General features: G+C 72.2%; 24 protein-coding genes. 14 read left to right on the top strand and 10 right to left on the bottom strand.

Features of this window, described 5'->3' with window-relative positions:
• Window positions 1-4 precede the first annotated feature (4 nt).
• The 10 genes from E4U91_RS19445 (at window position 5) to E4U91_RS19490 (ending at window position 8,521) form a co-directional block, all read left to right on the top strand.
• Window positions 5-943, top strand: a complete 939-nt coding sequence (locus E4U91_RS19445; RefSeq protein WP_137308044.1) for a Rossmann-like and DUF2520 domain-containing protein — start codon at window positions 5-7, stop codon at window positions 941-943.
• Complete coding sequence (gene panC / locus E4U91_RS19450; protein ID WP_137308045.1) at window positions 940-1,932, top strand: pantoate--beta-alanine ligase; 993 nt, start codon at window positions 940-942, stop codon at window positions 1,930-1,932. The genes E4U91_RS19445 and panC overlap by 4 nt, the downstream gene beginning before the upstream one ends.
• Complete coding sequence (locus E4U91_RS19455; RefSeq protein ID WP_137308046.1) at window positions 1,929-3,653, top strand: L-aspartate oxidase; 1,725 nt, start codon at window positions 1,929-1,931, stop codon at window positions 3,651-3,653. Before panC ends, E4U91_RS19455 begins: the two co-directional genes overlap by 4 nt.
• On the top strand, window positions 3,650-4,642 hold the full coding sequence (gene nadC / locus E4U91_RS19460) for a carboxylating nicotinate-nucleotide diphosphorylase (RefSeq protein WP_137308047.1): 993 nt from the start codon (window positions 3,650-3,652) through the stop codon (window positions 4,640-4,642). Before E4U91_RS19455 ends, nadC begins: the two co-directional genes overlap by 4 nt.
• A 16-nt stretch (window positions 4,643-4,658) precedes the next feature.
• Window positions 4,659-5,456: a type III pantothenate kinase gene (locus tag E4U91_RS19465; protein ID WP_137308048.1), complete on the top strand. Its 798-nt coding sequence runs from the start codon at window positions 4,659-4,661 to the stop codon at window positions 5,454-5,456.
• Window positions 5,457-5,625: 169 nt separating this feature from the next.
• A complete protein-coding gene (locus E4U91_RS19470) occupies window positions 5,626-6,336 on the top strand; it encodes a serine/threonine-protein kinase (RefSeq protein ID WP_137310903.1) in 711 nt (236 codons plus the stop codon).
• Window positions 6,337-6,523: 187 nt separating this feature from the next.
• Entirely contained in the window at window positions 6,524-6,703 is a 180-nt protein-coding gene (locus tag E4U91_RS19475; protein ID WP_137308049.1) for a hypothetical protein, read from the top strand.
• 195 nt (window positions 6,704-6,898) lie between these two features.
• Window positions 6,899-7,345: a BlaI/MecI/CopY family transcriptional regulator gene (locus E4U91_RS19480; protein WP_137310904.1), complete on the top strand. Its 447-nt coding sequence runs from the start codon at window positions 6,899-6,901 to the stop codon at window positions 7,343-7,345.
• A 9-nt stretch (window positions 7,346-7,354) separates the two neighbouring features.
• Entirely contained in the window at window positions 7,355-7,888 is a 534-nt protein-coding gene (locus E4U91_RS19485; protein ID WP_067240731.1) for an amino-acid N-acetyltransferase, read from the top strand.
• 297 nt (window positions 7,889-8,185) lie between these two features.
• Entirely contained in the window at window positions 8,186-8,521 is a 336-nt protein-coding gene (locus E4U91_RS19490; RefSeq protein WP_137308050.1) for a histone-like nucleoid-structuring protein Lsr2, read from the top strand.
• Here E4U91_RS19490 and E4U91_RS19495 read toward each other — a convergent pair.
• The gene (locus E4U91_RS19495; protein ID WP_137308051.1) at window positions 8,500-9,174 is read right to left on the bottom strand and encodes an SCO3374 family protein; all 675 of its coding nucleotides are present in this window, start codon (window positions 9,172-9,174) and stop codon (window positions 8,500-8,502) included. The two genes, E4U91_RS19490 and E4U91_RS19495, sit on opposite strands and share 22 nt — an antisense overlap.
• 541 nt (window positions 9,175-9,715) lie before the next feature.
• Between E4U91_RS19495 and E4U91_RS19505 the strand changes: the two genes are divergently transcribed.
• Entirely contained in the window at window positions 9,716-12,241 is a 2,526-nt protein-coding gene (locus E4U91_RS19505) for an ATP-dependent Clp protease ATP-binding subunit (protein ID WP_137308052.1), read from the top strand.
• A 103-nt stretch (window positions 12,242-12,344) separates the two neighbouring features.
• Here the strand turns inward: E4U91_RS19505 and E4U91_RS19510 are convergent, their stop codons facing one another.
• Window positions 12,345-12,983, bottom strand: coding sequence for an HAD family acid phosphatase (locus E4U91_RS19510; RefSeq protein ID WP_137308053.1), 639 nt, complete (start codon window positions 12,981-12,983; stop codon window positions 12,345-12,347).
• A gap of 524 nt (window positions 12,984-13,507) precedes the next feature.
• Between E4U91_RS19510 and E4U91_RS19515 the strand changes: the two genes are divergently transcribed.
• On the top strand, window positions 13,508-14,086 hold the full coding sequence (locus E4U91_RS19515) for a M23 family metallopeptidase (RefSeq protein WP_137308054.1): 579 nt from the start codon (window positions 13,508-13,510) through the stop codon (window positions 14,084-14,086).
• Between the two features lie 26 nt (window positions 14,087-14,112).
• Here E4U91_RS19515 and E4U91_RS19520 read toward each other — a convergent pair whose 3' ends face one another.
• The gene (locus tag E4U91_RS19520) at window positions 14,113-14,706 is read right to left on the bottom strand and encodes a TetR/AcrR family transcriptional regulator (RefSeq protein ID WP_137308055.1); all 594 of its coding nucleotides are present in this window, start codon (window positions 14,704-14,706) and stop codon (window positions 14,113-14,115) included.
• A 176-nt stretch (window positions 14,707-14,882) separates the two neighbouring features.
• Here E4U91_RS19520 and E4U91_RS19525 point away from each other — a divergent pair, with 176 nt between their 5' ends.
• Complete coding sequence (locus tag E4U91_RS19525; RefSeq protein ID WP_137308056.1) at window positions 14,883-16,469, top strand: MDR family MFS transporter; 1,587 nt, start codon at window positions 14,883-14,885, stop codon at window positions 16,467-16,469.
• Between the two features lie 83 nt (window positions 16,470-16,552).
• Here the strand turns inward: E4U91_RS19525 and cseC are convergent, their stop codons facing one another.
• From cseC to E4U91_RS19550, 5 genes are all read right to left on the bottom strand, one after another.
• Window positions 16,553-17,965, bottom strand: a complete 1,413-nt coding sequence (gene cseC / locus E4U91_RS19530) for a two-component system sensor histidine kinase CseC (RefSeq protein WP_137308057.1) — start codon at window positions 17,963-17,965, stop codon at window positions 16,553-16,555.
• Between the two features lie 12 nt (window positions 17,966-17,977).
• Window positions 17,978-18,679: a two-component system response regulator CseB gene (cseB, locus tag E4U91_RS19535; RefSeq protein WP_137303228.1), complete on the bottom strand. Its 702-nt coding sequence runs from the start codon at window positions 18,677-18,679 to the stop codon at window positions 17,978-17,980.
• A gap of 158 nt (window positions 18,680-18,837) precedes the next feature.
• The gene (locus tag E4U91_RS19540; protein WP_241678632.1) at window positions 18,838-19,521 is read right to left on the bottom strand and encodes a hypothetical protein; all 684 of its coding nucleotides are present in this window, start codon (window positions 19,519-19,521) and stop codon (window positions 18,838-18,840) included.
• Window positions 19,506-20,048 (bottom strand): SigE family RNA polymerase sigma factor, encoded by a 543-nt coding sequence (locus E4U91_RS19545; protein ID WP_067241044.1) that lies wholly within the window; start codon window positions 20,046-20,048, stop codon window positions 19,506-19,508. The genes E4U91_RS19540 and E4U91_RS19545 overlap by 16 nt, the downstream gene beginning before the upstream one ends.
• A gap of 319 nt (window positions 20,049-20,367) precedes the next feature.
• A complete protein-coding gene (locus E4U91_RS19550; protein ID WP_241678633.1) occupies window positions 20,368-21,411 on the bottom strand; it encodes an HhH-GPD family protein in 1,044 nt (347 codons plus the stop codon).
• Window positions 21,412-21,727: 316 nt separating this feature from the next.
• On the opposite strand from E4U91_RS19550, the gene E4U91_RS19555 reads away from it, so the two are divergent.
• A complete protein-coding gene (locus tag E4U91_RS19555; protein WP_137308058.1) occupies window positions 21,728-22,573 on the top strand; it encodes a hypothetical protein in 846 nt (281 codons plus the stop codon).
• 157 nt (window positions 22,574-22,730) lie between these two features.
• Here E4U91_RS19555 and disA read toward each other — a convergent pair whose 3' ends face one another.
• Both disA and radA read right to left on the bottom strand, forming a co-directional pair.
• A complete protein-coding gene (gene disA / locus E4U91_RS19560; RefSeq protein ID WP_137308059.1) occupies window positions 22,731-23,855 on the bottom strand; it encodes a DNA integrity scanning diadenylate cyclase DisA in 1,125 nt (374 codons plus the stop codon).
• Window positions 23,856-23,936: 81 nt separating this feature from the next.
• Complete coding sequence (gene radA, locus E4U91_RS19565; RefSeq protein WP_137308060.1) at window positions 23,937-25,349, bottom strand: DNA repair protein RadA; 1,413 nt, start codon at window positions 25,347-25,349, stop codon at window positions 23,937-23,939.
• Window positions 25,350-25,570 lie beyond the last annotated feature (221 nt).

Here is a 25,570-nt window from a genome sequence, read left to right on the forward strand (position 1 = left end):
TCGCGTGAGTACAAGCCAGCAGCCAGATCCCCGGGACCGTCCCGCGCGGCTCACCGTCGGCGTCGTCGGCGCCGGCCGGGTGGGTCCCGCGCTCGCCGCGTCCCTCCAGCTCGCCGGGCACCGCCCGGTGGCCGCCTCGGGGGTTTCCGACGCCTCCCGCCGACGCGCCGCCCTGCTGCTGCCCGACGTGCCGCTCGTGACACCCGCCGAGGTCCTGCAGCGCGCCGACCTGGTGCTGCTCACCGTCCCGGACGACGCCCTGCCGGACCTGGTCGAGGGCCTCGCCCGGACCGGCGCCGTACGGCCGGGGCAGCTCATCGTCCACAGCTCCGGGCGCTACGGCGCGAAGGTGCTCGACCCCGCCCTGCGCGCGGGCGCGCTGCCGCTGGCGCTGCACCCGGCGATGACGTTCACCGGCACGCCCGTGGACGTGCAGCGGCTCGCCGGGTGCTCCTTCGGCGTCACCGCGCCCGAGGAGCTGCGGCTGGCCGCCGAGGCGCTGGTCATCGAGATGGGCGGCGAGCCCGAGTGGATCGCCGAGGACATGCGGCCGCTCTACCACGCGGCCCTCGCCCTCGGCGCGAACCACCTGGTGACGCTGGTCGCCCAGTCCATGGAACTGCTGCGCGCGGCCGGCGTCGAGGCACCCGACCGGATGCTCGGCCCGCTGCTCGGCGCCGCCCTGGACAACGCCCTGCGCTCCGGCGACGCCGCCCTCACCGGCCCGGTCGCGCGCGGGGACGCCGGCACCGTCGCCGCGCACGTCGACCAACTGCGGCGGCACGCCCCGCAGACCGTCGCCGGCTACCTGGCGATGGCCCGCGCCACCGCCGACCGCGCCCTCGCCCACGGCCTGCTCAAGCCGGAACTCGCCGAGGACCTCCTCGGGGTCCTCGCCGACGGCGGCCACGGCACCCACGGCACCGAAGGAGCCGCCGGATGACCACCACCCTGCTGCGCACCGCCGCCGACCTGCACGCGCGCGTGCGGCACGGACGCCGGGCCGTCGTGATGACGATGGGCGCCCTGCACGAGGGCCACGCCACCCTCGTGCGCGCCGCCCGCGGCATCGCCGGACCGGACGGCGAGGTCGTCGTCACCGTGTTCGTCAACCCGCTGCAGTTCGGCGCGGGCGAGGACCTCGACCGCTACCCGCGCACCCTGGACGCCGACCTGAAGATCGCCGAGGAGGCGGGCGCCGACGTCGTCTTCGCGCCCTCGGTGGACGAGGTCTACCCGGGCGGCGCACCGCAGGTGCGCGTCAGCGCCGGGCCCATGGGGGAGCGCCTGGAGGGCGCCTCGCGGCCCGGCCACTTCGACGGCATGCTCACCGTCGTCGCCAAGCTGCTGCACCTGACCCGCCCGGACGTCGCGCTGTACGGGCAGAAGGACGCCCAGCAGCTCGCCCTGATCCGCCGCATGGTGCGCGACCTGAACTTCGGCGTCGAGATCGTCGGCGTCGCCACCGTGCGCGAGGACGACGGGCTCGCCCTGTCCAGCCGCAACCGCTACCTCTCCCCGGAGGAGCGGCGCACCGCGCTCGCCCTGTCGCAGGCACTGTTCGCCGGCCGCGACCGGCACGCCGCGCAGGAGGCGCTGCGGGCACGCGCGCGTGAGGTGCCCGCCACCCGCGCGCGGGCCGAGGCGCTCAGCGCGATCGGCGAGTCCCGCGCCGCCGCCGACACGCACGCCGTCGTCAAGGCCGTCCCCGGTTCCGCCGCGGCCGTGCGCGCCGCCGCCCGGCTCGTCCTCGACGAGGCCGCCCGGCTCACGCCGCCGCTCGTCCTGGACTACCTCGCCCTCGTCGACCCCGCCGACTTCACCGACATCGACGACGACTTCACCGGCGAGGCCGTCCTCGCCGTCGCCGCCCGGGTCGGCTCGACCCGGCTGATCGACAACCTCCCCCTCACCTTCGGAGCCGCCTCGTGACCAGCACAGGCATACGACTGCACGCGCCCGCGCCCGGGTGGTCCATCGCCGCGGACGTGGTGGTCGTCGGCTCCGGCGTCGCCGGCCTGACCGCGGCCCTGCGCTGCGAGGCCGCCGGCCTGGACACCGTCGTCGTCACCAAGGCCCGCCTCGACGACGGCTCCACTCGCTGGGCGCAGGGCGGCATCGCCGCGGCCCTCGGCGAGGGCGACACCCCCGAACAGCACCTGGACGACACCCTGGTCGCCGGCGCCGGCCTGTGCGACGAGAACGCCGTGCGCCTCCTCGTCACCGAGGGCCCCGACGCCGTGCGCCGCCTCATCGAGACCGGCGCCCACTTCGACGAGTCCGACGAGGGCGGCCTGGAACTGACCCGCGAGGGCGGCCACCACCGCCGGCGCATCGCCCACGCGGGCGGTGACGCGACCGGCGCGGAGATCTCCCGCGCGCTCGTCGAGGCGGTCCGCGCGCGGGGCGTACGGGCGATCGAGAACGCGCTCGTCCTCGACCTGCTCACCGACGCCGACGGCCGCACCGCAGGCGTCACCCTCCACGTCATGGGCGAGGGCCAGCACGACGGCGTGGGCGCCGTGCACGCGCCCGCGGTCGTCCTCGCGACCGGCGGCATGGGCCAGGTGTTCTCCGCGACCACCAACCCGTCGGTGTCGACCGGCGACGGCGTGGCGCTGGCGCTGCGCGCGGGCGCGGAGGTCAGCGACCTGGAGTTCGTGCAGTTCCACCCGACCGTGCTGTTCCTCGGCCCCGACGCCGAGGGGCAGCAGCCGCTGGTCTCCGAGGCGGTGCGCGGCGAGGGCGCCCACCTGGTGGACGCCGACGGCGTGCGCTTCATGGTCGGGCAGCACGAGCTGGCCGAGCTCGCCCCCCGCGACATCGTCGCCAAGGGCATCATGCGCCGGATGCAGGAGCAGGACGCCGAGCACATGTTCCTCGACGCCCGCCACTTCGGCGCCGAGATGTGGGAGCACCGCTTCCCGACGATCCTCGCCGCCTGCCGCGCCCACGGCATCGACCCGGTCCACGAGCCCATCCCGATCGCCCCGGCCGCCCACTACGCCTCCGGGGGCGTGCGCACCGACTCCCACGGCCGCACGACCGTGCCGGGCCTCTACGCGTGCGGGGAGGTCGCCTGCACCGGCGTGCACGGCGCCAACCGGCTCGCCTCCAACTCCCTGCTGGAGGGCTTGGTCTACGCCGAGCGCATCGCGGCCGACATCGCGGCCGGTCGCGCCGCCGACGGCCTGCCCGCGCGCGAGCCGCAGGCGGTGCCGCAGCCCGAGAAGCCGTCCCACCCGCTCCTCGCCGCCGAGGCCCGGTTCGCCATCCAGCGGATCATGGCCGACGGCGCGGGCGTGCTGCGCTCCGCACGGTCCCTGGAGCAGGCCGCCGACCAGCTCCAGCGGCTGCACGCCGACGCGCGCGACGCGCTCGACGAGAACGGCAAGACCGCCGAGCCCGGCGTCGACACCTGGGAGGCCACCAACCTCCTGTGCGTGGCCCGCGTCCTGGTCGCCGCCGCCGCGCTGCGCGAGGAGACCCGCGGCTGCCACTGGCGCGAGGACCACGCCGGGCGCGACGACACCCGGTGGCGCCGCCACATCGTCGTACGGCTGAATCCGGACCGGACGCTGGCCGTACGCACCACGGACACCGCAGACTTCCCCCCGACCGTCCCCTCGTCCCGGCAGCCCCAGGAGCAGTGACCGAAGTGAGCAACGACCTTCCCCTCGTCCCGAGCGGAGGCTGCGGCGACGGCTGCGGCTGCGGCGCCGAAGGAGCCGACGCGGACGAGGCGTACCTGGAGTGCGGCCTCGACCCCGCCCTCGCACAGCTGCTGGCCGACGCCGGACTCGACCCCGTCGAAGTCGAGGACATCGCCAACGTGGCCATCCAGGAGGACCTCGACCACGGCGTGGACGTGACGACCGTCGCGACCATCCCCGAGGAGGCCGTGGCCACCGCCGACTTCGTCGCGCGCGAGGCGGGCGTCGTGGCGGGCCTGCGGGTCGCCGAGGCGGTCCTGTCCGTCGTCTGCACGGACGAGTTCGAGGTGGAGCGGCACGTCGAGGACGGCGACCGCGTCCACGCCGGGCAGAAGCTGCTGTCGGTCACCACGCGCACGCGTGACCTGCTGACCGCCGAGCGCAGCGCGCTCAACATCCTGTGCCGCCTGTCGGGCATCGCCACCGCCACGCGCGCGTGGGCCGACGTCCTGGAGGGCACCAAGGCGCGCGTGCGCGACACCCGCAAGACCACGCCCGGCCTGCGCGCGCTGGAGAAGTTCGCGGTGCGCTGCGGCGGCGGGGTCAACCACCGCATGTCGCTGTCCGACGCGGCCCTCGTCAAGGACAACCACGTGGTCGCCGCGGGCGGCGTCGCCCAAGCCTTCAAGGCCGTCCGGGAAGCCTTCCCGGACGTGCCCATCGAGGTGGAGGTCGACACCCTGCACCAGCTGCGCGAGGTCGTGGACGCGGGCGCCGACCTGATCCTGCTGGACAACTTCACCCCCGGCGAGTGCGAGGAGGCCGTCGGCATCGTCGGGCCGCGCGCCCTGCTGGAGGCGTCCGGACGGCTCACCCTGGACACCGCACGCGCGTACGCCGAGACCGGCGTCGACTTCCTGGCCGTCGGGGCGCTCACGCACTCCTCGCCGATCCTCGACATCGGCCTGGACCTGCGAGCGGCGGAGTAGGGAGCGGGTAGCGGCCATGCTGCTGACGATCGACGTGGGCAACACGCACACCGTGCTCGGCCTGTTCGACGGCGAGGACATCGTCGAACACTGGCGGATCTCGACGGACGCCCGCCGCACGGCCGACGAGCTGGCGGTGCTCCTCCAGGGCCTGATGGGGATGCACCCGCTGCTCGGCGACGAGCTGGGCGACGGCATCGACGGGATCGCCATCTGCGCGACCGTGCCGTCCGTGCTGCACGAACTGCGCGAGGTGACCCGGCGCTACTACGGCGACGTACCCGCCGTCCTCGTGGAGCCCGGCGTGAAGACCGGGGTGCCGATCCTGACCGACAACCCCAAGGAGGTCGGCGCCGACCGCATCATCAACGCGGTGGCGGCCGTCGAGCTGTACGGCGGACCGGCCGTCGTCGTGGACTTCGGCACCGCGACGACGTTCGACGCGGTCAGCGCGCGCGGGGAGTACATCGGCGGCGTCATCGCCCCCGGCATCGAGATCTCCGTGGAGGCGCTGGGCGTCAAGGGCGCGCAGCTGCGCAAGATCGAGGTGGCGCGGCCGCGGAGCGTCATCGGCAAGAATACCGTCGAGGCCATGCAGTCGGGCATCGTGTTCGGTTTCGCCGGCCAGGTCGACGGCGTGGTGAACCGGATGGTCCGCGAACTCGCGGACGACCCGGACGACGTGACGGTGATCGCCACGGGCGGGCTGGCGCCGATGGTGCTGGGCGAGTCCTCGGTGATCGACGAGCACGAGCCGTGGCTGACCCTGATCGGCCTGCGCCTGGTGTACGAGCGCAACGTCGCGCGCATGTGAGGACGCCGGGAGGCACGGGCGCGCCCGGCGCGGTCCCGGCGCCTCCCGGCGGCGCCGGACATGGGTCCAGGTGAGTGGTCCTGGCGTGACACCCTGCGCGGCGTGTCTGATTTGTCTGATTAGCGCGTACCGTCGGCGCATGCCCACGCCATACGGATCCCGCGGCGGCATGGCGTTCGGCGTGGAGGAGCTGCGTGTGCTCCGCCGCGCCCTCGCCCTCGCCCTCCAGCCCGAACCCGCCTCGGCCGAGGACGTCCAGGACTGTCTGCGCCTCGCCGAGTCCCTCGATGAGGCGATCCGCGAGGGCGCCCGGCTGCGGGCCTTCCTCGTGGCCGACCTCGCCCGGTACCGCGCCGCCCTGCCCGGCACCGCAGCGGGCTACCTGACGCTCCTGGAGGAGGTCCTCGGCACCGGCTACCGCCCCGTCGCCGACGACCTCGCCGCCCTGCGCGCGCTGCGCGGCAACCCCGCCGGGGCCGCCCTGCTCGCGCGCTGCCAGGTGCTCGCCGAGCAGGACGTCCGGGCCCGGCTGGTGCGCCGCACGGTCCCGGCGCCGGCCGCCCCCACCGGAAGCGTCACCCCGGCCGCCACCCCCGCCGCCCCCATGGTCACCGTCCCCGCCTCCCGGACCCGCTTGCTGGCCCTTCCCGGCGGGCTGGCCGGGAGCGCGGGCGACGGCGCGCCGCGGCCGGAACGGACCAAGGAGAAGAAGCCCGCGGACCAGCCCGCCGCTCCCGGACCCGGCCGCGGCGCGCCCCAGCCGGCCCGGCGGCCCGTCCCCACCCCGGGCGAGGTCTTCCCGCGCCGCAAGCCCGCCGCGCCGCCCGCGGAGCCCGCACAGCGCCCGGCCGAGTCGGACCACCGCCTGGCGGTCGGCTGACCGCCGGGCGCCTCACGCGCGCGTCCCACGGACGCCCCGGAGGGGCCGGTCGCCGCGCCGACCGGCCCCTCCGTCCGTCGACGCTCCCGCGCGCGTGCCGAACGTACCGCGCCTGTCCCGACCAGGGGCCGCGCCCGGGGTGCCACCCCGGCCGGATGTCCGCTTCCTCCGTGGCTACCCTGGATGCATGGACTACGTCTCCGCGCTCGTGCCTCCGGTCGTCATGGCCGTGTTCTTCATCGGCGTGATCAGGGTGATCGTGAAGACCCAGGGGGGCGCCAACAAGGCCAAGGAGGACGCGGCCGTCGACGCCGCCCTCGCGCGGGCCGAGGGCACCCGTCAGGTGTCCGGCCCGGCCGACGCCTGACCGCTCCGGCCCCGCCGGCGTACGTCTCCCCGCGCGCGCTCACGCGCACGCGTGCCCCCGCATGGGCCGAGGGAGCCGTACGCCCTTTTTGTTGTGTTCGGCGAGGTAAGCGCCCGTCCCGCACGCCGTGGGGGAGATCTACCACTATTGTTCTGAGTTGTGCCTCGCCCCTTGGGAGAACTCGAAGACGCGGTCATGACGCGGGTGTGGAAGTGGAACCGTCCGGTGACCGTTCGAGAAGTCCTGGAGGACATCCAACAGGAACGCTCGATCGCGTACACCACCGTGATGACCGTTTTGGACAATCTCCATCAGAAGGGCTGGGTCCGCCGTGAGGCGGAAGGCCGGGCCTATCGATATGAGGCGGTCTCCACCCGCGCCGCCTACGCGGCCGCCCTCATGAACGACGCCTGGTCCCAGAGCGACAACCCCGCCGCCGCTCTCGTCGCGTTCTTCGGCATGATGAGCGAGGAACAGCGGCGGGCACTGAGCGATGCCGTGCGCATCGTCCAGGGCCCGGAATCCCCCAGGCCCCCGGAACAGCCGGAAGACACCCGCCCCGCCGAACCCGGCGAAGAGCGCGGACCCGGTGAGAGCGCCGCACGGAACCCCGGCTCGGCAACGGAGCACGACGGGCGATAGCGTCCGTGCATGTCCGCAGAGAGTCCCGAAGTCCCCGCTAAAGCCATCACCGTCCGGCGGGCCCGGACGAGCGATGTCCCGGCCGTACGGCGTCTCCTTGACGCGTACGTCCGTGCGGGCATCCTGCTGGACAAAGCGACGGTGACGCTTTACGAGGACATCCAGGAGTTCTGGGTGGCGGAACGCGACGACAACGCCGAGGTCGTGGGCTGCGGCGCCCTGCACGTGATGTGGGAAGACCTGGCGGAAGTGCGCACGCTGGCCGTGAAGCCCGGCCTCAAGGGCGCCGGCGTCGGCCACCAGTTGTTGGAGAAGTTGCTGCACACCGCGCGCTGGCTCGGGGTCCGGCGCGTTTTCTGTCTGACCTTCGAAGTCGACTTCTTCGGCAAGCACGGCTTCGTGGAGATCGGCGAGACGCCCGTCGACACCGATGTCTACGCCGAGCTCCTGCGTTCCTATGACGAGGGCGTCGCGGAGTTCCTCGGGCTGGAGCGGGTGAAACCGAACACCTTGGGCAACAGCCGGATGCTTCTGCATCTGTGATCGCCGGGGATCGGCGAAGCGTCGATCCGGTGTATTCCACCCTTCGCCGGTCCTTCCCCGTGCCGTTCCCCCTGTCTTCGCCGTGCCCTTCCCGTGTCTTCCCCACGTGCCCCTATGTCCGAAACGCGTACGTTTCCCGCTGGGTGCCGGGAGGTCGGTCTCTGCCGGGGGTTTGTGTTTTCTCGGCAAAAGCGGTTTGCTTTCCGACGTAACGCAGTACTGCATATAAGGGGGAAGCGGCGAAACGGCGGACGCCGCGGACCCCCGGCCCTCACGTTATCGATGAAAGGAAATCCGGTGGCACAGAAGGTTCAGGTCCTTCTTGTCGACGACCTCGACGGTGGCGAGGCCGACGAGACCGTGACGTTCGCGCTGGACGGCAAGACGTACGAGATCGATCTCACGACTGCGAATGCGGACAAGCTGCGCGGCCTTCTCGACCCCTATGTGAAGGGTGGCCGTCGTACCGGAGGCCGCTCCTCGGGCGGACGCGGAAAGACCCGTGCCGCTTCCGGTGGCAGCCAGGACACCGCTGCCATCCGCGCGTGGGCGAAGGAGCAGGGCCTCGAGGTCAACGACCGCGGCCGGGTTCCCGCGGCCATCCGTGAGGCCTACGAGAAGGCCAACGGCTGAGCGCCGGCGCGTCGCAGTCGGACGCGGTGACACTCGGTCGCCACCGTGTCCACCAGCCGTACGAGATCGGGGGCGCCCTCAGTGGCCCCCGGCGTCGGCAGTGCCGACACCGTCGGCAGCGAGGCCTCGACCTCGCACCCGGCCCCGGGGGGCCGCAGCCACACGGCGGCCCCCTGCGCAGGCCCTTCCGGCCTCCTGGCGTCCGGTCCCCACGGGCTCGGTCCGCGTACGCCCACGCCCTGGCCCGGTGGACCCGCCCCCGGCGGTCCGGGCGGCAGGGGCGCCTCGATCGTCCCGCCCGCGCCGATCGCCGTGATGTCCAGCGGCAGGCCGCCCCACTCCAGCCACCGCAGGACGCCCGGCAGCTCCTCCGCGCTGCCCGCGGCCACCAGCAGCCACATCCGCTGCCCGCGCACGGCCACGGGCGCCCTGCCGGGTGCCAGGCGCCGCAGGGCCGCGTATCCGGCCGCGGCGGGCACGTCCAGGACGTCGAAGCGCCGGCCCGCGATAAGTCGTACCGGCGTTCCGGGCACGGTCGCCCACCCCAGGTCGTTCTCGTACCAGCCGCGGATCCGCTCGTCCGGGTCCTGCGGCCGACGGGGGTACGGGAGGAGAGGGCCGGGGATGAGCGGAGTGACGGACGGGGTTCGCATGGCTGCCGGGGCTGCCGGGGCTGCCGGGGCCCATGTGGCCACCAGGGTCTGCGATGCCTGTGGGACCTTCGAGGCCGCTCCGGTGACGGTCTTCAGCGCTGAGCCAGTCATGTCAGCGCCAACCGCTCGAAGGGCCGTCGAGTTACGCTGGGTGCCCGTACGAGTGCGCACGGTGTCGAGCAGGGGGGCGCGCGGGGGTGTGGGGAGGCGCAAGGTTGTTCGCCCGTAGCGGAGGGAACCGGGGTGCGCGGCATGGAGTGTCTGTGCGCGCGGGTAAGACATCCCTAGTGGGAGGGGGCGACGCGCGGGAAAGGCCGTCTCACGTTCGCCATCGGCGTAGTGGCGAGTGGGGTATCTGCCTGGCCTGCGGGAACATCGTCTCGCACCATCGGGTTGGAGCAGATGTCGGCGTTCGGGGTCAGGAGGCCATCGACGGTGTCGGCAGTTGGAATGAGCGGTCCCCGCTTGCGGGACTAAGCTGCGGAAGGACAGGGAGGGGAAGTTCCCCCCACTGCCTGACCGCTCTGAGGAGCGATTAACGATGTTCGAGAGGTTCACCGACCGCGCGCGGCGGGTTGTCGTCCTGGCTCAGGAAGAAGCCCGGATGCTCAACCACAACTACATCGGCACCGAGCACATCCTCCTGGGCCTGATCCACGAGGGTGAGGGTGTCGCCGCCAAGGCCCTTGAGAGCCTCGGGATTTCGCTCGAGGCGGTCCGCCAGCAGGTGGAGGAGATCATCGGCCAGGGCCAGCAGGCCCCGTCCGGCCACATCCCCTTCACCCCCCGTGCCAAGAAGGTCCTGGAGCTGTCGCTCCGCGAGGCCCTTCAGCTGGGCCACAACTACATCGGCACGGAGCACATCCTGCTCGGCCTGATCCGCGAGGGCGAGGGCGTCGCCGCCCAGGTCCTCGTCAAGCTGGGCGCTGATCTGAACCGCGTGCGGCAGCAGGTGATCCAGCTGCTCTCCGGTTACCAGGGCAAGGAGACCGCCACCGCCGGCGGCCCTGCCGAGGGCACCCCCTCGACGTCCCTGGTCCTCGACCAGTTCGGCCGGAACCTCACCCAGGCCGCTCGTGAGTCCAAGCTCGACCCGGTCATCGGGCGCGAGAAGGAGATCGAGCGGGTCATGCAGGTGCTGTCCCGCCGCACCAAGAACAACCCGGTGCTGATCGGTGAGCCCGGCGTCGGCAAGACCGCCGTCGTCGAGGGCCTCGCCCAGGCCATCGTCAAGGGCGAGGTCCCCGAGACGCTGAAGGACAAGCACCTCTACACGCTGGACCTCGGCGCCCTGGTCGCCGGCTCCCGCTACCGCGGTGACTTCGAGGAGCGCCTGAAGAAGGTGCTCAAGGAGATCCGCACCCGCGGCGACATCATCCTGTTCATCGACGAGCTGCACACGCTGGTCGGTGCGGGTGCCGCCGAGGGCGCCATCGACGCCGCTTCGATCCTGAAGCCGATGCTGGCCCGCGGTGAGCTGCAGACCATCGGTGCGACCACGCTGGACGAGTACCGCAAGCACCTGGAGAAGGACGCGGCCCTCGAGCGCCGCTTCCAGCCCATCCAGGTCGCCGAGCCGTCCCTGCCGCACACCATCGAGATCCTCAAGGGCCTGCGCGACCGGTACGAGGCGCACCACCGCGTCTCCATCACCGACGAGGCGCTGGTCCAGGCCGCCACCCTGGCCGACCGGTACATCTCGGACCGCTTCCTGCCGGACAAGGCGATCGACCTGATCGACGAGGCCGGTTCCCGGATGCGCATCCGCCGGATGACCGCTCCGCCGGACCTGCGCGAGTTCGACGAGAAGATCGCCTCGGTCCGCCGGGACAAGGAGTCCGCGATCGACTCGCAGGACTTCGAGAAGGCCGCCTCCCTGCGCGACAAGGAGAAGCAGCTCCTGGCCGCCAAGGCCAAGCGGGAGAAGGAGTGGAAGGCCGGCGACATGGACGTCGTCGCAGAGGTCGACGGCGAGCTGATCGCCGAGGTCCTCGCCACGGCCACCGGCATCCCGGTCTTCAAGCTGACCGAGGAGGAGTCCAGCCGCCTGCTCCGCATGGAGGAGGAGCTGCACAAGCGGGTCATCGGCCAGAACGACGCCGTCAAGGCGCTGTCGAAGGCGATCCGCCGTACGCGTGCGGGTCTGAAGGACCCGAAGCGCCCGGGTGGCTCGTTCATCTTCGCCGGCCCGTCCGGTGTCGGTAAGACCGAGCTGTCCAAGGCGCTCGCCGAGTTCCTCTTCGGCGACGAGGACGCGCTGATCTCCCTCGACATGTCGGAGTTCAGCGAGAAGCACACGGTCTCGCGCCTCTTCGGTTCGCCCCCCGGCTACGTGGGCTACGAGGAGGGCGGCCAGCTGACGGAGAAGGTGCGCCGCAAGCCGTTCTCGGTCGTCCTCTTCGACGAGGTCGAGAAGGCCCACCCGGACATCTTCAACTCGCTGCTGCAGATCCTGGAGGACGGTCGCCTGACCGACTCCCAGGGCCGGGTCGTGGACTTCAAGAACACGGTCATCATCATGACGACCAACCTCGGCACCCGGGACATCTCCAAGGGCTTCAACCTGGGCTTCGCAGCCTCGGGTGACACGAAGACCAACTACGAGCGCATGAAGAACAAGGTGTCGGACGAGCTCAAGCAGCACTTCCGCCCCGAGTTCCTCAACCGCGTCGACGACGTGGTCGTCTTCCCGCAGCTCACGCAGGCGGACATTCTGCGGATCGTCGACCTGATGATCGGCAAGGTGGACGAGCGCCTGAAGGACCGGGACATGGGCATCGAGCTGTCCCAGGCCGCCAAGGAGCTGCTGTCCAAGAAGGGCTACGACCCCGTGATGGGCGCGCGGCCGCTGCGTCGCACGATCCAGCGGGAGATCGAGGACACCCTGTCGGAGAAGATCCTCTTCGGCGAGGTCCGCCCCGGTCAGATCGTGGTCGTGGACACCGAGGGCGAGGGCGAGACCCAGACCTTCACCTTCCGCGGCGAGGAGAAGTCGGCGCTGCCCGACGTCCCGCCGATCGAGCAGGCGGCCGGCGGTGCCGGGCCGAACCTGAGCAAGGAGGCCTAGCCTCCGCGCTCGGCCTGAACGGACGAGGGGCCGGCCCCGGGACACATGTCCCGGGGCCGGCCCTTTTCCCTGTCTCCGGGCTCCTGGGGCGCCAGGACGGCCGTCAGGACAGCTGACCGTCGTAGTCCGGCAGCTTGAACGTCTTCTCGGCGTGGCCGCCCGACAGGTCGGTGGCGCTGTTGCCGATGTTCGCGATAATCGTGTAGCCCTTGTTCTCGATGCCGACGCGCTGGGCGGTCTTGTAGGCGCCGACGTTCTTGAACAGGTCGAACAGGCCGCGGACGGAGAGGCCGGAGACCTCGTAGCCGTCGTGCTCGAGGTTGTACTCGGTGGGCAGCGCGATGATGCCGGGCCGGGCGGTGACGAAGAACAGGGAGACGCCGTGCTCCTGGGCGTAGCGGGCGACGTCGAGGACCGGACGGTTCGCCGGCTGCGGGAAGCTGAAGCCGAAGTCGGTCTCCAGCGCGGTGTTGTCGACGTCCAGGACGATGGCCTGCTTCTCGCCGGGCGTGGCGGCCGCGATGCGCTGCTTCAGGTACGGCAGGGCCTGGTCCATGACGGCGCGGCAGTCCTGCTGCCAGGTGGCGTAGTCGACGTCCGCCGCGGCGGCCGTGGCGGTGGCCGCGGTGCGGGCGGGCGCGGTGTCCGTCGCCGCGTCGGCCGGGGCGGCCAGGGCCACGAGGGCGGACGCGGAGACGACGGTCACCGAGGCGTCGCGCAGCCAGGCACGTCTGTGGGTCATGTGGGGGTCCTCTCCCGTTCAACGCTGCTGTGTCGTGTGCATGTTCGTCGGCGAGGGTGGCGCGAGGGGAACCGTAGGGTTACTGGACGGTAGGGCGCTAGAGGCGTGCGTCACCGAATGGGGTCCCGCTGGTGACCGCGGTCACCATCCGGCCATCGGCCGGGGCGTCATGACGGACCGTCAGGAGGGTGGCCCGGGTCACCTCTTCGACGTCATGGATCACGGTCCCCGGTGACATGCCGCACAGCCGGATTCGGTAGTACTAGTGGGAATAGTCGCCCCACAGAGTGGGGCAAATCGGACAGAAGGCGTCGACCCCTGTGCCCGTTTTCGCCGTACTGCACGGAATGAGCGCTAGGAACCCCTCTGTCAAGAAGTGGGAAAGTTCTGCGTTCACGTACTACTTTCCGTCGTAGGTCACACGTTTGGGCGGGGATGGGAGCGCGGGTTACCAAGGTGTGGCCCACCCGGCAGGCGTCCTCGCCCCGGGGGGTGACCCCCGCTCCCGACCTCATGAGGTTTCGATGTTCCTCCGTGCCATGAACCGCTCTTCCCGTACGTCCCTGCTTCGCACCCGCGTGGCCGTCGGGGCCGCTGCCCTGGGTGCCACCGCGGTCGTGCTGGGCGGCGGAGTGGCGACGGCCGCCGAGCACACCACCGTGACGGCCGTCAGCAAGAAGGCCGCTTCCTGGGTCGACCCGGTCAAGCACTACGAGCTGTCCGCGGGCTTCGCCCAGTCCGGCAGTCACTGGGTCGCCAAGCACAGCGGCCAGGACTTCGCGGTGCCGATCGGCACCAACGTCGTCGCCGCGCACGGCGGCACCGTCGTCAAGGCCGGCGGCAACGGCGCCGGTGACGGCCCCGCCTACGGCAACGCCATCGTGATCAAGCACGCCAACGGCGTCTACTCGCAGTACGCGCACCTCTCGCGCATCGACGTCAAGATCGGCCAGGTCGTGAAGACCGGCCAGCACATAGCCAAGTCCGGCAACACCGGCAACTCCACCGGCCCGCACCTGCACTTCGAGATCCGCACGACGCCGAACTACGGCTCCGCGGTCAACCCGGTCAGCTTCCTGCGCGCCAAGGGCGTCACCGTCTGACCCCTCGGGCGGGGTGAGTGACCCGGTCAGCCGCCCTGGTGGGCCTGGGTCACCAGATCGATGGCGACCTCGAGGACGGCCGCGCGCTTCTCCTCGGGGTCGACCTCCAGGTCCTGCAGCACGAACATGCCGGCGTGCAGCGTGAACAGCGCGCTGATGCACCGGACCTGGTCGGTCAGCGGGGCGTCCGGATCGATGATGATCTCCCGCAGACCCTGCATCCGGCTCTTGAAGGAGTCGCCGATGCGCAGCTCGCGGATCGTCGCCTGGTTCTCCTGCATGAAGCGGAAGAGCGGGGCGGCGTCGTCGAGCGCCTGGCCGTAGCGCCGCACGATCTCCTGCTTGGTCTCCAAGGTGTGCGGCTGCTCCCGGCCCCACTCGATCAGGTCTTCGATCGGCTGCGTCAGGTCCTCGAAGATGCTGACGAGGATCTCTTCCTTCGTCTTGAAGTGGTAGTACAGGGCCGCCTTCGTCACATCGAGCCGCTCCGCGATCTCGCGGAGCGACGTCTTGTCGTAGCCCTGCTCGGCGAAGAGTTCGAGCGCCACGTCCTGGATGCGCTGGCGGGTGTTCCCGCGTCGCTGCTGCTTGGTGCCGTCGTCGTCCATGGTGACGTCCATCCTCGTACTCCTCGCGTCCCCGCGAGAACGTGGGTGCCCGCGGGGGCGTGTGTGCCGCCCGGCAGGTGTGCCCTCCGGAAACTTACTTGACGACCGGCTAGTGACAGGTCTACCTTCCCAGTGTACTGAACTAGCCGGGCGGCAAGTAAGTAGCAGCCCTGGGGGAGTGGGAAGAGATGGCGGACACACAGCCGGCCGTGGCGGCCGGGACCAGCGAAGGCAAACAGCCGAAGAGCGTGCGGGTGGTCCTGCTCGCACTGATGATCACGATGATGCTCGCGATGCTGGACAACATGATCGTGGGCACCGCGATGCCGACGATCGTCGGCGACCTCGGCGGGCTCGAACACCTTTCCTGGGTGGTGACCGCGTACACCCTCGCGACCGCCGCCGCCACGCCGATCTGGGGCAAGCTCGGCGACATGTACGGCCGCAAGGCCACCTTCATGACCTCGATCGTGCTCTTCCTGATCGGGTCCGTGCTCAGCGGCATGGCCCAGAACATGGGCGAGCTGATCGGCTTCCGCGCCGTGCAGGGCCTGGGCGCCGGTGGTCTGATGGTCGGCGTCATGGCGATCATCGGTGACCTGATCCCGCCCCGCGAGCGCGGCAAGTACCAGGGCATGATGGCCGCCGTCATGGCGGTCGCGATGATCGCCGGACCGCTCGTCGGCGGCACGATCACGGACCACTGGGGCTGGCGCTGGGCCTTCTACATCAACCTGCCGCTCGGCATCTTTTCCCTCGGCCTGATCAGCGCCGTGCTGCACCTGCCGAAGAAGCGTTCCAAGGCGGGCATCGACTACCTCGGCGTGATCCTGCTGACCGTCGGCATCACCTCGATCGTGCTGGTCACCACCTGGGGCGGCACCGAGTACGCCTGGACGTCCGCGCGGATCATGGAGCTGATCGGCATCGGCGTCGCCGCGCTGGTCGGGTTCGTGTTCTGGCAGACCAAGGCCGCCGAGCCGGTCGTCCCGCTGCACATCTTCCGCAGCCGCAACTTCACCCTCATGTCGGTCATCGGCTTCATCACCGGCTTCGTGATGTTCGGCGCGACCCTCTTCCTGCCGCTCTACCAGCAGTCCGTGCAGGGCGCGTCCGCGACCAACTCGGGTCTGCTGCTCCTGCCGATGCTCGGCGCGATGCTCGTCACCTCCATGATCGCGGGCCGGATCACCACCAACACGGGCCGCTACAAGGTCTTCCCGATCGTCGGTAGCGCCTTCATGATCGTCGGCCTGTACCTGCTGTCCACGATGGACACCGGTACGACCCGGCTCACCTCCGGCCTGTTCATGGCGGTCCTCGGCCTCGGCATGGGCTGCCTGATGCAGATCACCATGCTGGTCGCGCAGAACAGCGTGGAGATGCGGGACATGGGCGTCGCGTCCTCCTCGACCACCCTGTTCCGTACGCTCGGCTCCTCCTTCGGCGTCGCGATCATGGGCGCGCTGTTCAACCACCGGGTCCAGGACGTCATGAACGAGCGGGCCGGCTCGATCGGCTCGAAGATCACCGAGCAGTCCGCCCAGCTCGACGCGGCCAGCCTGGCGAAGCTGCCGGCCGCGGCCCGCGAGGCCTACCAGTACGCCGTGTCCGACGGCACCCACGCGGCCTTCGTCCTCGGGTCCGTGGTGGCCGTGGTCGCCCTGGTCGCCGCCGTCTTCGTCAAGGAGGTGCCGCTCAAGGGGGCGGGCCCCAAGAGCGAGGACGCGCCGGCCGAGGCCGCTCCCCAGCCGCCGGTCGTCGAAGCGGTCTGAGCCGGACGGCTCCGGCTCCCCACACCGAAGGCCCCCGGCGGGTGTCCGCCCCGGGGGCCTTCGCCTGTCCCTGCCGCCCTCTCCTACGAGCCGAGGGGCCGGGGCCCGACCGGTGGGCCGGGTCGCGGTCCCGGCGGCGAGGCCGCGCCCGGGAGCGGCAGCATCGGGTAGCTGCCCGTGTTGGTCGGGGCGTGTTCCGGCAGCCACAGCACGGCGACCGCGCCCTCCGCCGGTATGTGGTCGGGGGCGCCGGCGGGGCGGACGTTGCGGAAGGTGAGGCGGGCGCCGAGGACGCGGGCCTGGCCCGCGGCGATGGTCAGACCGAGGCCGTGCCCGTGCCCGGAGCGGTCGGTGCTGCCGGTGCGGAAGCGGCTCGGGCCCTCGGCGAGCAGCGCCTCGGGGAAGCCGGGGCCGTGGTCACGGACCCGGATGACGCGGCCCTCGACGGTGACCTGGATCGGCGGTCTGCCGTGGCGGGCGGCGTTGGCCAGCAGGTTGAACAGCACTCGCTCCAGCCGGCGCGGGTCGGTGGTGACCTCCGACTCGTGCACCACCTGCACCTCGACGTCCGGGTCCTTCGCCGCGACCCGCCGGGTGACGAACTCGCCCAGCATGATGTCCTGCAGCTCGGCCCGCTCGGAGGCGCCGTCCAGCCGGGCCACCTCCAGCACGTCCTCGACGAGCGTGCGCATCGCCTTGGCGCGGTCCAGCACCAGCTCGGTCGGCCGCCCGGGCGGCAGCAGCTCGGCGGCGGTGAGCAGCCCGGTCACCGGGGTGCGCAGCTCGTGCGCGATGTCGGCGGTGACCCGGCGCTCGGCCTCCAGCCGCTGCTGGAGGGCGTCCGCCATGGCGTCCACCGCGCTGGCCAGGTCGTCGGTCTCGTCGCGGACGACCCCGCCGATCGCGTCCCGCACACGCACGTCCGTCTCGCCCTTGGCGACCTGGTTCGCCGCGGCCGCCGCCTTGCGCAGCCGCCGCGAGAGCTGCCCGCCGATGAGCACGCCGAGCGCGCTGCCGCCGAGGACGACCGCGATGGAGCCGATCACCAGGGCCTGGTCGAGGTCGTTGAGGATGTCCGTGCTGCGGTCGGTGAAGCCGGTGTGCAGGGACATCACGTGCCCGTCCTTGAGCGGCATCGCCGCCCAGATGTCGGGCACCCCGCCCGCCCGGTCGGCCACGAACGTGGCCCGGCGGCCGTCCTCGACCTTCTGCCGCAGCTCGGCCGGCAGCCGCGGATCGTCGATCTTGACGCTGGGGAAGTTCGGCCGGCCGGAGAGCTCGTAGTTGCGCTGGGCGATCCGGACCCGCTCGTCGGCGAGGTCACGGGCGTTGTCCAGCATCGACACCCGGGCGGCGTTGTGCACGACCAGGCTCAGCGCGATCGCCACCAGCGCACCGACCAGCGCGATCGCCGCGCTCAGCTTCCACCGCAGGCCCGTCCGGATGCCCGCGCGTTCCCCGTGGGCCGGAACCAGGTGCCGCACCATCCCCCGCATCCCCTGCTCCGCTCAGGCCTTCAGCTTGTAGCCGAAGCCGCGGACCGTCTCGATGCGGTCCTGGCCGATCTTCTGCCGCAGTCGCTGCACATGGACGTCGACCACGCGGGTGTCCCCTCCCCAGCCGTAGTCCCAGACGCGCTCGAGGAGCTTGTCCCGGGAGAGCACCGTGCCCGGGGCGGAGGAGAACTCCAGCAGCAGCCGCATCTCGGTCGGGGTGAGCGCCACCGGCTGTCCGCCCCGGCGCACCTCCATGCCCTCGGTGTCGACCTCCAGGTCCCCGAAGGTCAGCAGTCCGCCGTCGGCGGCCGCCTCGGGCTCGGCGCGGTCACCGCCGCCCGCGTGCCCGAAGCGGCGCAGCACCGCCCGGATGCGGGCGACCAGCACGGCCCCGTCGAACGGCTTGGTCACGTAGTCGTCGGCGCCCGCCTCCAGGCCGAGGACCACGTCGATGGAGTCGGCGCGCGCGGACAGCATGATCACCGGCACGGTGGACTCGTCACGGATGCGGCGGCACAGGCTGACGCCGTCCAGGCCGGGCACCATCACGTCCAGCAGGGCGATGTCGGGGCGGTCGGCGCGGAACGCCTCCAGGCCCGACAGCCCGTCGGGCATGGCGGTGACGACGAAGCCGTCCCGCTCCAGGGCGAGCTGGGTGGCCTCGCGGATGACGTCGTCGTCCTCGACGAACAGGACGTGTGTCTGGTCTGCCATCCCGGTGCTCTCAGTCCTCGTGGTCCTCGTGTGGATCTCGGTCGTCCCCCGCGGATCCCCTCAGAGGGACGTCCGCGGTGCGCGGTGCGTTCACTGTCCTCATCGGATCCGGCGCCCCGATCGGTTCACGCCCACCCGGAAATTGTCGCGAACCCCGCTCATCCGCTCTCGGGGGCGGGTGTCGCGTCGCCGCCGACGACGTTGCTGTAGTCGTTGTGCGTGCGGAACGCCTCGGTGAAGCGGCCCGCGCTCCAGTGGTACGTGATGACGTTCTCGCCGGACGGGCTGGAGACCGGGTCGCCCCGCTCGTAGACCTGCTTGGTCACCACGAGGTCGCCCCGGTCGATCTCGGCGTAGACCGGCGGCTCCTCGGCCTTGAAGACGTTCTCGTAGCGGCCGCCGCGCTCGCGGTACACGTAGGCGCCGACGCCGACCGGGTCGCTGCAGGTCAGGATGTTGACGACGACGTCGCTCGCGGAGCCGCCGGTGAGGTCGCCGTAGGAGACGTCGATCGGGTACTCGTCGCCGACGCACGGCTTGAGCTCGCGCTTGACCTCCGCCGAGACCGCCGGGTCCTGCTTGATCAGCCGCACGGCGTCCACCCGGTCGGGTGTGTCGCTGGGCGCGGCCGAGGCGGAGACCTTGGCGCTGCCCGCGACCCCGTCGGCGTGGGCCGGGCCCTCGTCACGGGCGCCGGTGCCGCCGGTCGCGCACGCGGAGACCAAAAAGGCCAGGGCGGCGAGCACGGCCACTGCCGTGCCTGCCGCCTGCAGGGCCCCGGGGGCCCGGGTGGTCCCGGGCCGGTCCGGGGTGGGCCCGGGGTCGGTCAAGCCGCCGCGCAACGCTCCCGCTCCTCACGCTCCAGCGCGCGTGCGTCCAGGTCGCGCGCCTCCAGCTCCTCGCGGAGCCGGGCGAGCGCCCGGTGCAGCGTGCTCTTGACCGTTCCGGCCGACATGCCGAGGGCCGCGGCGGTCTCCTCCGTGGACATCTGCTCCCAGTGTCGCAGGACCACGACGCTGCGCTGCTTGGGTGCGAGGACCTTCATCGCGTCCATCAGCAGGGCGCGGTCCGCGTGCTGCTCGGTGGCGTCGTCCACGCACGCGTCCGGGAGCTGCTCGGTGGGCACCTCCTCCAGCTTGCGGGCGCGCCACCACTCCGTGCGGGTGTTGATCATGACCCGGCGCAGGTAGGCGTCGGCGAGCCGCTTGTCGGCGATGCCCTCCCAGCGGCCGTAGGTGCGGGCCAGCGCGGTCTGGAGCAGGTCCTGGGCGTCCACCGGGTCCGGGACCAGCCGGCGGGCGCTGCGCAGCAGCGCGTCCTGCCGGGTGCGGACGTACTCCTCGAACTCGAGCACCTCGCCCTGCGCCATGATCAACCGCCTCCGAAAAGTTCCCCGTTTCCGGCGGGCTGCCCCCGGCCGGTTCCTGCTTCAGGTCCGTGGCCCCCGCGTCGGTGGCGGCCACGGAAGAGAAGCTACGGAGCACTTGTCACGGCGCTGTCCGAAGCAGCCTGCGGCCAGCGCTCAGCTGTCCGTCGGTTGTGTAACAGCCGCGGTAACGGGGTAAGGGGATGGGGCTGTTGAGGGGGTTATGAGGCGATTTGTCCGGCGGTTCGGCTGTGACGACGGCCGTGTCACGGACGCGGTACGGCCGTTGCCGGTGGTGCGTCCGCTGTCGGACGGCCGTGCGTCAGCTGTGCGGCAGCCGGTACAGACCGCCCGGCAGCGGCTCGACCAGACCGTCCGCCACGAGACCGTCCAACGCCCGCGCACGCTGCACCGGTTCGTGCCACACCCGGTCCAGCGCGGACTGCGGCACGGGCGCGTGCGCCTCGCGCAGTACGGCGAGCAGCTTGCCGCGCACCTGACGGTCGGTGCCCGCGTACGTCTGCCCGCGCCGTGGCGGACCGGCGTGCTCCGGCTTGCCGGCGAGCCGCCAGGCGCACTGGGCCGCGATCGGGCAGCGGTGGCAGCTCTCGTTCTTCGCGGTGCACACCAGCGCGCCGAGCTCCATGGAGGCGGCGGCCCAGCGGGCGGCCGTCCGCTCGTCCTCGGGCAGCAACGCCCGGGCCAGCCGGCGCTCGGCGGCCGTGGTGGCGTTCGGCGGGTACTGCACGCCCGTCACCGCGCGCGCGAACACCCGGCGGACATTGGTGTCCAGGACGGCGTGCCGCTGTCCGTAGGCGAAGGAGGCGACCGCAGCGGCGGTGTACTCGCCGATGCCGGGCAGCGCGAGGAGCTGCGCGTGGTCCGCCGGTACGTCACCGCCGTGCCGCTCCGTTATGGCCACCGCGGCGCCGTGCAGGCGCAGCGCGCGCCGCGGGTAGCCGAGGCGGCCCCACGCGCGGACGGCCTCGCCGGGGGCCTCCGCGGCCAGGTCGGCGGGGCGGGGCCAGCGGGCGAGCCACTGCTCGTAGACGGGCAGGACCCGGCTGACGGGCGTCTGCTGGAGCATGAACTCGCTGACCATCACGCCCCACGCCCCGGCCTCGGGGCGGCGCCAGGGCAGGTCGCGGGCGTTGTCCTCGAACCAGTCGACGACGGGGGAGTGCAGGTGCGCTCCGCCCGGCGCCGGTCCGGCGGACGGCGGCTCGGCGGGGGCCGGGCCGGGGACGGTGTCGGCGATGGTTGCGGTGTCGGCGTTGGTTGCGGGGTCGGCGGCGGTGTGGGGGGCGATCGCGGCGGCGGGGGGCAGGGCGGTGGTGCCGTGCGGGGGCTTCGTGGGCGCAGTCATGGCCTTTCGATCCTGCCACGACAGGGGTGCACGCGTGCGTACCGTCACCCGACGGGGTGGGGTCGGCCGCCGGGGGGTCGACGGCGCGGGGCGAGCCGTGGCCAGAGCTGCAAGGCGCGCGATCGCGAATCCGTGCGGGGTCCGCTCACTGTCCGTGCCGGGCGCGCCGCCATCGTCACGCACCGCGATCAACGGGTGGGTGGGGGCCGCAGGGAGCGGAACTCGCCGCGGGAACCGGGATGATGATCCGGAAAAGTTGCGCCGCGGGCGGCGGGTGAGAACGGCGAACGCCAAGATCTCTCGTACAGTTTGCGCCGTGGGATCTCTGCGCAATCCGGTCGGGCCGCTTCCCTCCTCCATCTACTGGCGACGGAGGGTTGTACTGGTGTCCGTGATCGCCCTGTTGGCGCTCCTGATCACCTGGATCGTCACCTCGGGCGGCGGTGGCGGCCACAACGGCGCCGACGGGGACGACGGCAAGAATCCCGCCTCCTCCATCACGCCCGGGCCCTCCGGATCGGGACCCGCCATCAGCCAACACCCGGGCGGGCGCGACGAGTCGAACGGCGGGGGCTCGGGGACCGGCGGGTCGTCGTCCGGGTCCTCCGCGGGCGACGGCTCCGGGTCCGGCGGGTCGGCGGGCTCGGGCGGTTCCGGGGGCGGCGACGGCAACGGTGACGCGTCCGTGAGCGCGGGCACCGTCGGGGAGGGCGTCGGCGGCGGCAGCGCGGCGACGACGCTGCCGACCGGGACCACGCTGCCCAACTGCACGCCCAGCGTGGTGACGTTGACGCTGCGCAGCGTCCGCAACAGCTACGCGCCGGGGGAGACGCTGACGTTCCGGATCACGGCGAAGAACGGCTCCGGCAGTGACTGCAAGCTCGACCTAGGGCCGAAGAGCGCGGTGCTGACGCTCACTCAGGCCGGGGCCACGGACGACTACTGGGCGTCGGACGACTGCCCGAAGGTGTCCGGGAGCCTGCTGTACCGGGTGCCGGCCGGGGAGACCTTCACGTACACCGTGAAGTGGGACCGCCGGCCGAGCGCGCCGCACTGCGCGACGCCTCCGGCGGGGAAGGCCGGGCCCGGGACGTACCTGGTGGAGGCGAAGGTGCCCGGCTTCGCCAAGGCGCAGACGTCGTTCGTGCTGACGGCGGACTAGGGCGCGTCCGGCGGACCTGGGCGCATCCGGCCGGCTCGAACCCCGTGCCGCTACGGCGGTACGGCCGTCCGCGGCCGAGCCGGTGGCGGCGGGCCGTCCACGACCGAGCCGGTGGCGGCGCGGCGCTGTTCACGCGGCGCGGCGCTGCTCCGTGCGCTTAGACGTACCGCTCCAGGATCGACGACTCCGCCAGGCGGGACAGCCCCTCGCGGACGCTCCGCGCCCGTGCCTCGCCGACGCCGTCGACCGTCTGGAGGTCGTCGACGCTCGCGGCGAGGAGCTTCTGCAGGCCGCCGAAGTGCTCCACCAGGCGGTCGATGATCGCGCCGGGGAGGCGGGGCACCTTGGCCAGCAGCCGGAAGCCGCGCGGGGAGACCGCCGAGTCCAGTGCCTCGGGGGAGCCGGTGTACCCCAACGCCCGGGCCACCGTGGACATTTCGAGCAGCTCGGCGTGGCTGAGGGCGTCCAGTTCGGAGAGGGCCTCGTCGACCGTGCGGGAGCGCTTGGCCGTCGGTTCGGGCACGTAGTCCCGGACGACCAGGGAACGCTCGGGCTCCACGCCGGCGATCAGCTCGTCCAGCTGGAGGGCCAGCAGGCGCCCGTCGGTGCCCAGCTCGACGACGTACTCGGCGATCTCCGTCGCGATGCGGCGCACCATCTCCAGGCGCTGCGCGACCGCGGAGACGTCCCGGACCGTCACCAGGTCCTCGATCTCCAGCGCCGACAGCGTGCCCGCGACCTCGTCCAGGCGGAGCTTGTAGCGCTCCAGGGTCGCCAGCGCCTGGTTCGCGCGGGACAGGATCGCCGCCGAGTCCTCCAGCACGCGCCGCTGGCCGTCGACGTAGAGCGCGATCAGCCGCATCGACTGCGAGACGGACACCACCGGGAAGCCGACCTGCTTGGAGACGCGGTCCGCCGTGCGGTGCCGGGTGCCGGTCTCCTCGGTCGGGATCGTGGCGTCGGGCACGAACTGCACGCCCGCACGGAGGATCTTCGACAGGTCGGAGGACAGGACGATGCCGCCGTCGAGCTTGCACAGCTCGCGCAGCCGGGTCGCGGTGAACTCGACGTCCAGCACGAAACCGCCCGTGGACATCGTCTCGACGGTCTTGTCGTAGCCCAGCACGATCAGGCCGCCGGTGTTGCCGCGCAGGACGCGCTCGAGCCCGTCGCGCAGGGCGGTGCCGGGTGCCACGGCGCTCAGCGAGGCGCGCATCAGGCCATCGGAACCGGCACTCCCACCGGACTTGCCGGGAGCTGCTGCCCGGTCGTTGGCTGCCACTGCACTCCTCCGGTCGCAGGTTCTGGGGTGCTCCCGTTTCGCGCACTGGGTTCGTACGGACGGGCGAGACCTGGGCAAAGTCTACCGGCGGTCCTCCGCCTCCCGCGGGGCCTCTCGGCGACGGGAGCGCGGCAGGACCCGCAGGGCGTCCCCCATGTCCGCCACTTCCAGGACCTTCATACCGGCCGGGACCTTGCCGGGATCGCCCGGCACCAGCGCGTGCGTGAAGCCCAGCCGGTGCGCCTCGGCGAGCCTGCGCTGCACGCCCGTGACCCTCCTCACCTCGCCGGCGAGGCCCACTTCGCCGATGGCGACCAGGTTCTTGGGCAGCGGGGTGTCGCTGGCGGCGGAGGCCAGCGCCAGGGCGATCGCGAGGTCGGCGGCCGGCTCGGACAGCTTCACCCCGCCCACCGTCGCCGAGTAGATGTCCCGCTTGCCGAGGGCACTGATGCGGCCGCGCTGCTCCAGGACGGCCAGCATCATCGACACGCGGGAGGTCTCCAGGCCGGACGTCGTGCGGCGCGGGGAGGGGATCTGGGAGTCGACGGTGAGCGCCTGCACCTCGGCGACCAGCGGGCGCCGGCCCTCCAGGGTGACCGTCAGGCAGGTGCCCGGGACCGGTTCGTCACGGCGGGTCAGGAACAGGCCGCTCGGGTCCGCGAGGCCCGTGATGCCCTCGTCGTGCAGTTCGAAGCAGCCGACCTCGTCCGTCGCGCCGTAGCGGTTCTTGACGCCCCGTACGAGCCGCAGGCGCGCGTGGCGGTCCCCCTCGAAGTGCAGCACGACGTCCACCAAATGCTCCAGCAGGCGCGGTCCGGCGATCGCGCCGTCCTTGGTGACGTGGCCCACCAGGAGCGTCGACATGCCGCGGTCCTTGGAGGCGCGGATCAGGGCCCCGGCCACCTCGCGCACCTGGGCCATCCCGCCCGGCGCGCCGTCGATCTCCGGCGAGGCGACCGTCTGCACCGAGTCCAGGATGAGCAGCGACGGCTTCACCGCGTCCAGGTGGCCGAGGACGGCGGAGAGGTCGGTCTCGGCGGCCAGGTAGAGGTGGTCGTGCACGGCCTTGATGCGGTCGGCGCGCAGGCGGACCTGGCTCGCCGACTCCTCGCCGGTCACGTACAGCGTGCGGTGTTCCTCGCTCGCCGCCTTGGCGGCCACGTCCAGCAGCAGCGTCGACTTGCCGACGCCCGGCTCGCCCGCGAGCAGCACCACCGCGCCCGGCACGAGCCCGCCGCCGAGCACCCGGTCCAGCTCCGGCACGCCCGTGGAGCGCGCGGTGGCCTGTCGCCCGTCGACCTGGCCGATGGGCAGCGCGGAGGTGGTGACCCGGCCCGGCGCGGTGGTGCGCACCGCGGGGGCGCCGCCGTACTCCTCGACGGTGCCCCACGCCTGGCACTCGGCGCAGCGGCCGAGCCACTTGGCCGTCTGCCAGCCGCACTCCGTGCAGCGGTACGACGGACGGTCCTTGGTGGTCTTGGTACGGGCAGCCATGGGGGAAACCGTAACCGCAGGGTCTGACAACCGGGCCCCAATCGGGCCCCGGCTCCGCTCGGGGCGCCGGTGCGGCGGCCCGCGCGGGGCCGTCCCGGAGGTTCCTACGGGGCCGTCCCAGACGTTCGGACGAGACCGTCCCGGAGGCCCCTGTCCCCTTATGAGGGATCGTTTCACCCGTACGGATTAAAAGGGCTCAAGGGGCGGGAGCTGTCCGTTCC

The sequence above is a fragment of the Streptomyces lasalocidi genome, from assembly GCF_005280215.1.
GTDB classification, from domain to species: Bacteria; Actinomycetota; Actinomycetes; order Streptomycetales; family Streptomycetaceae; genus Streptomyces; species Streptomyces longwoodensis.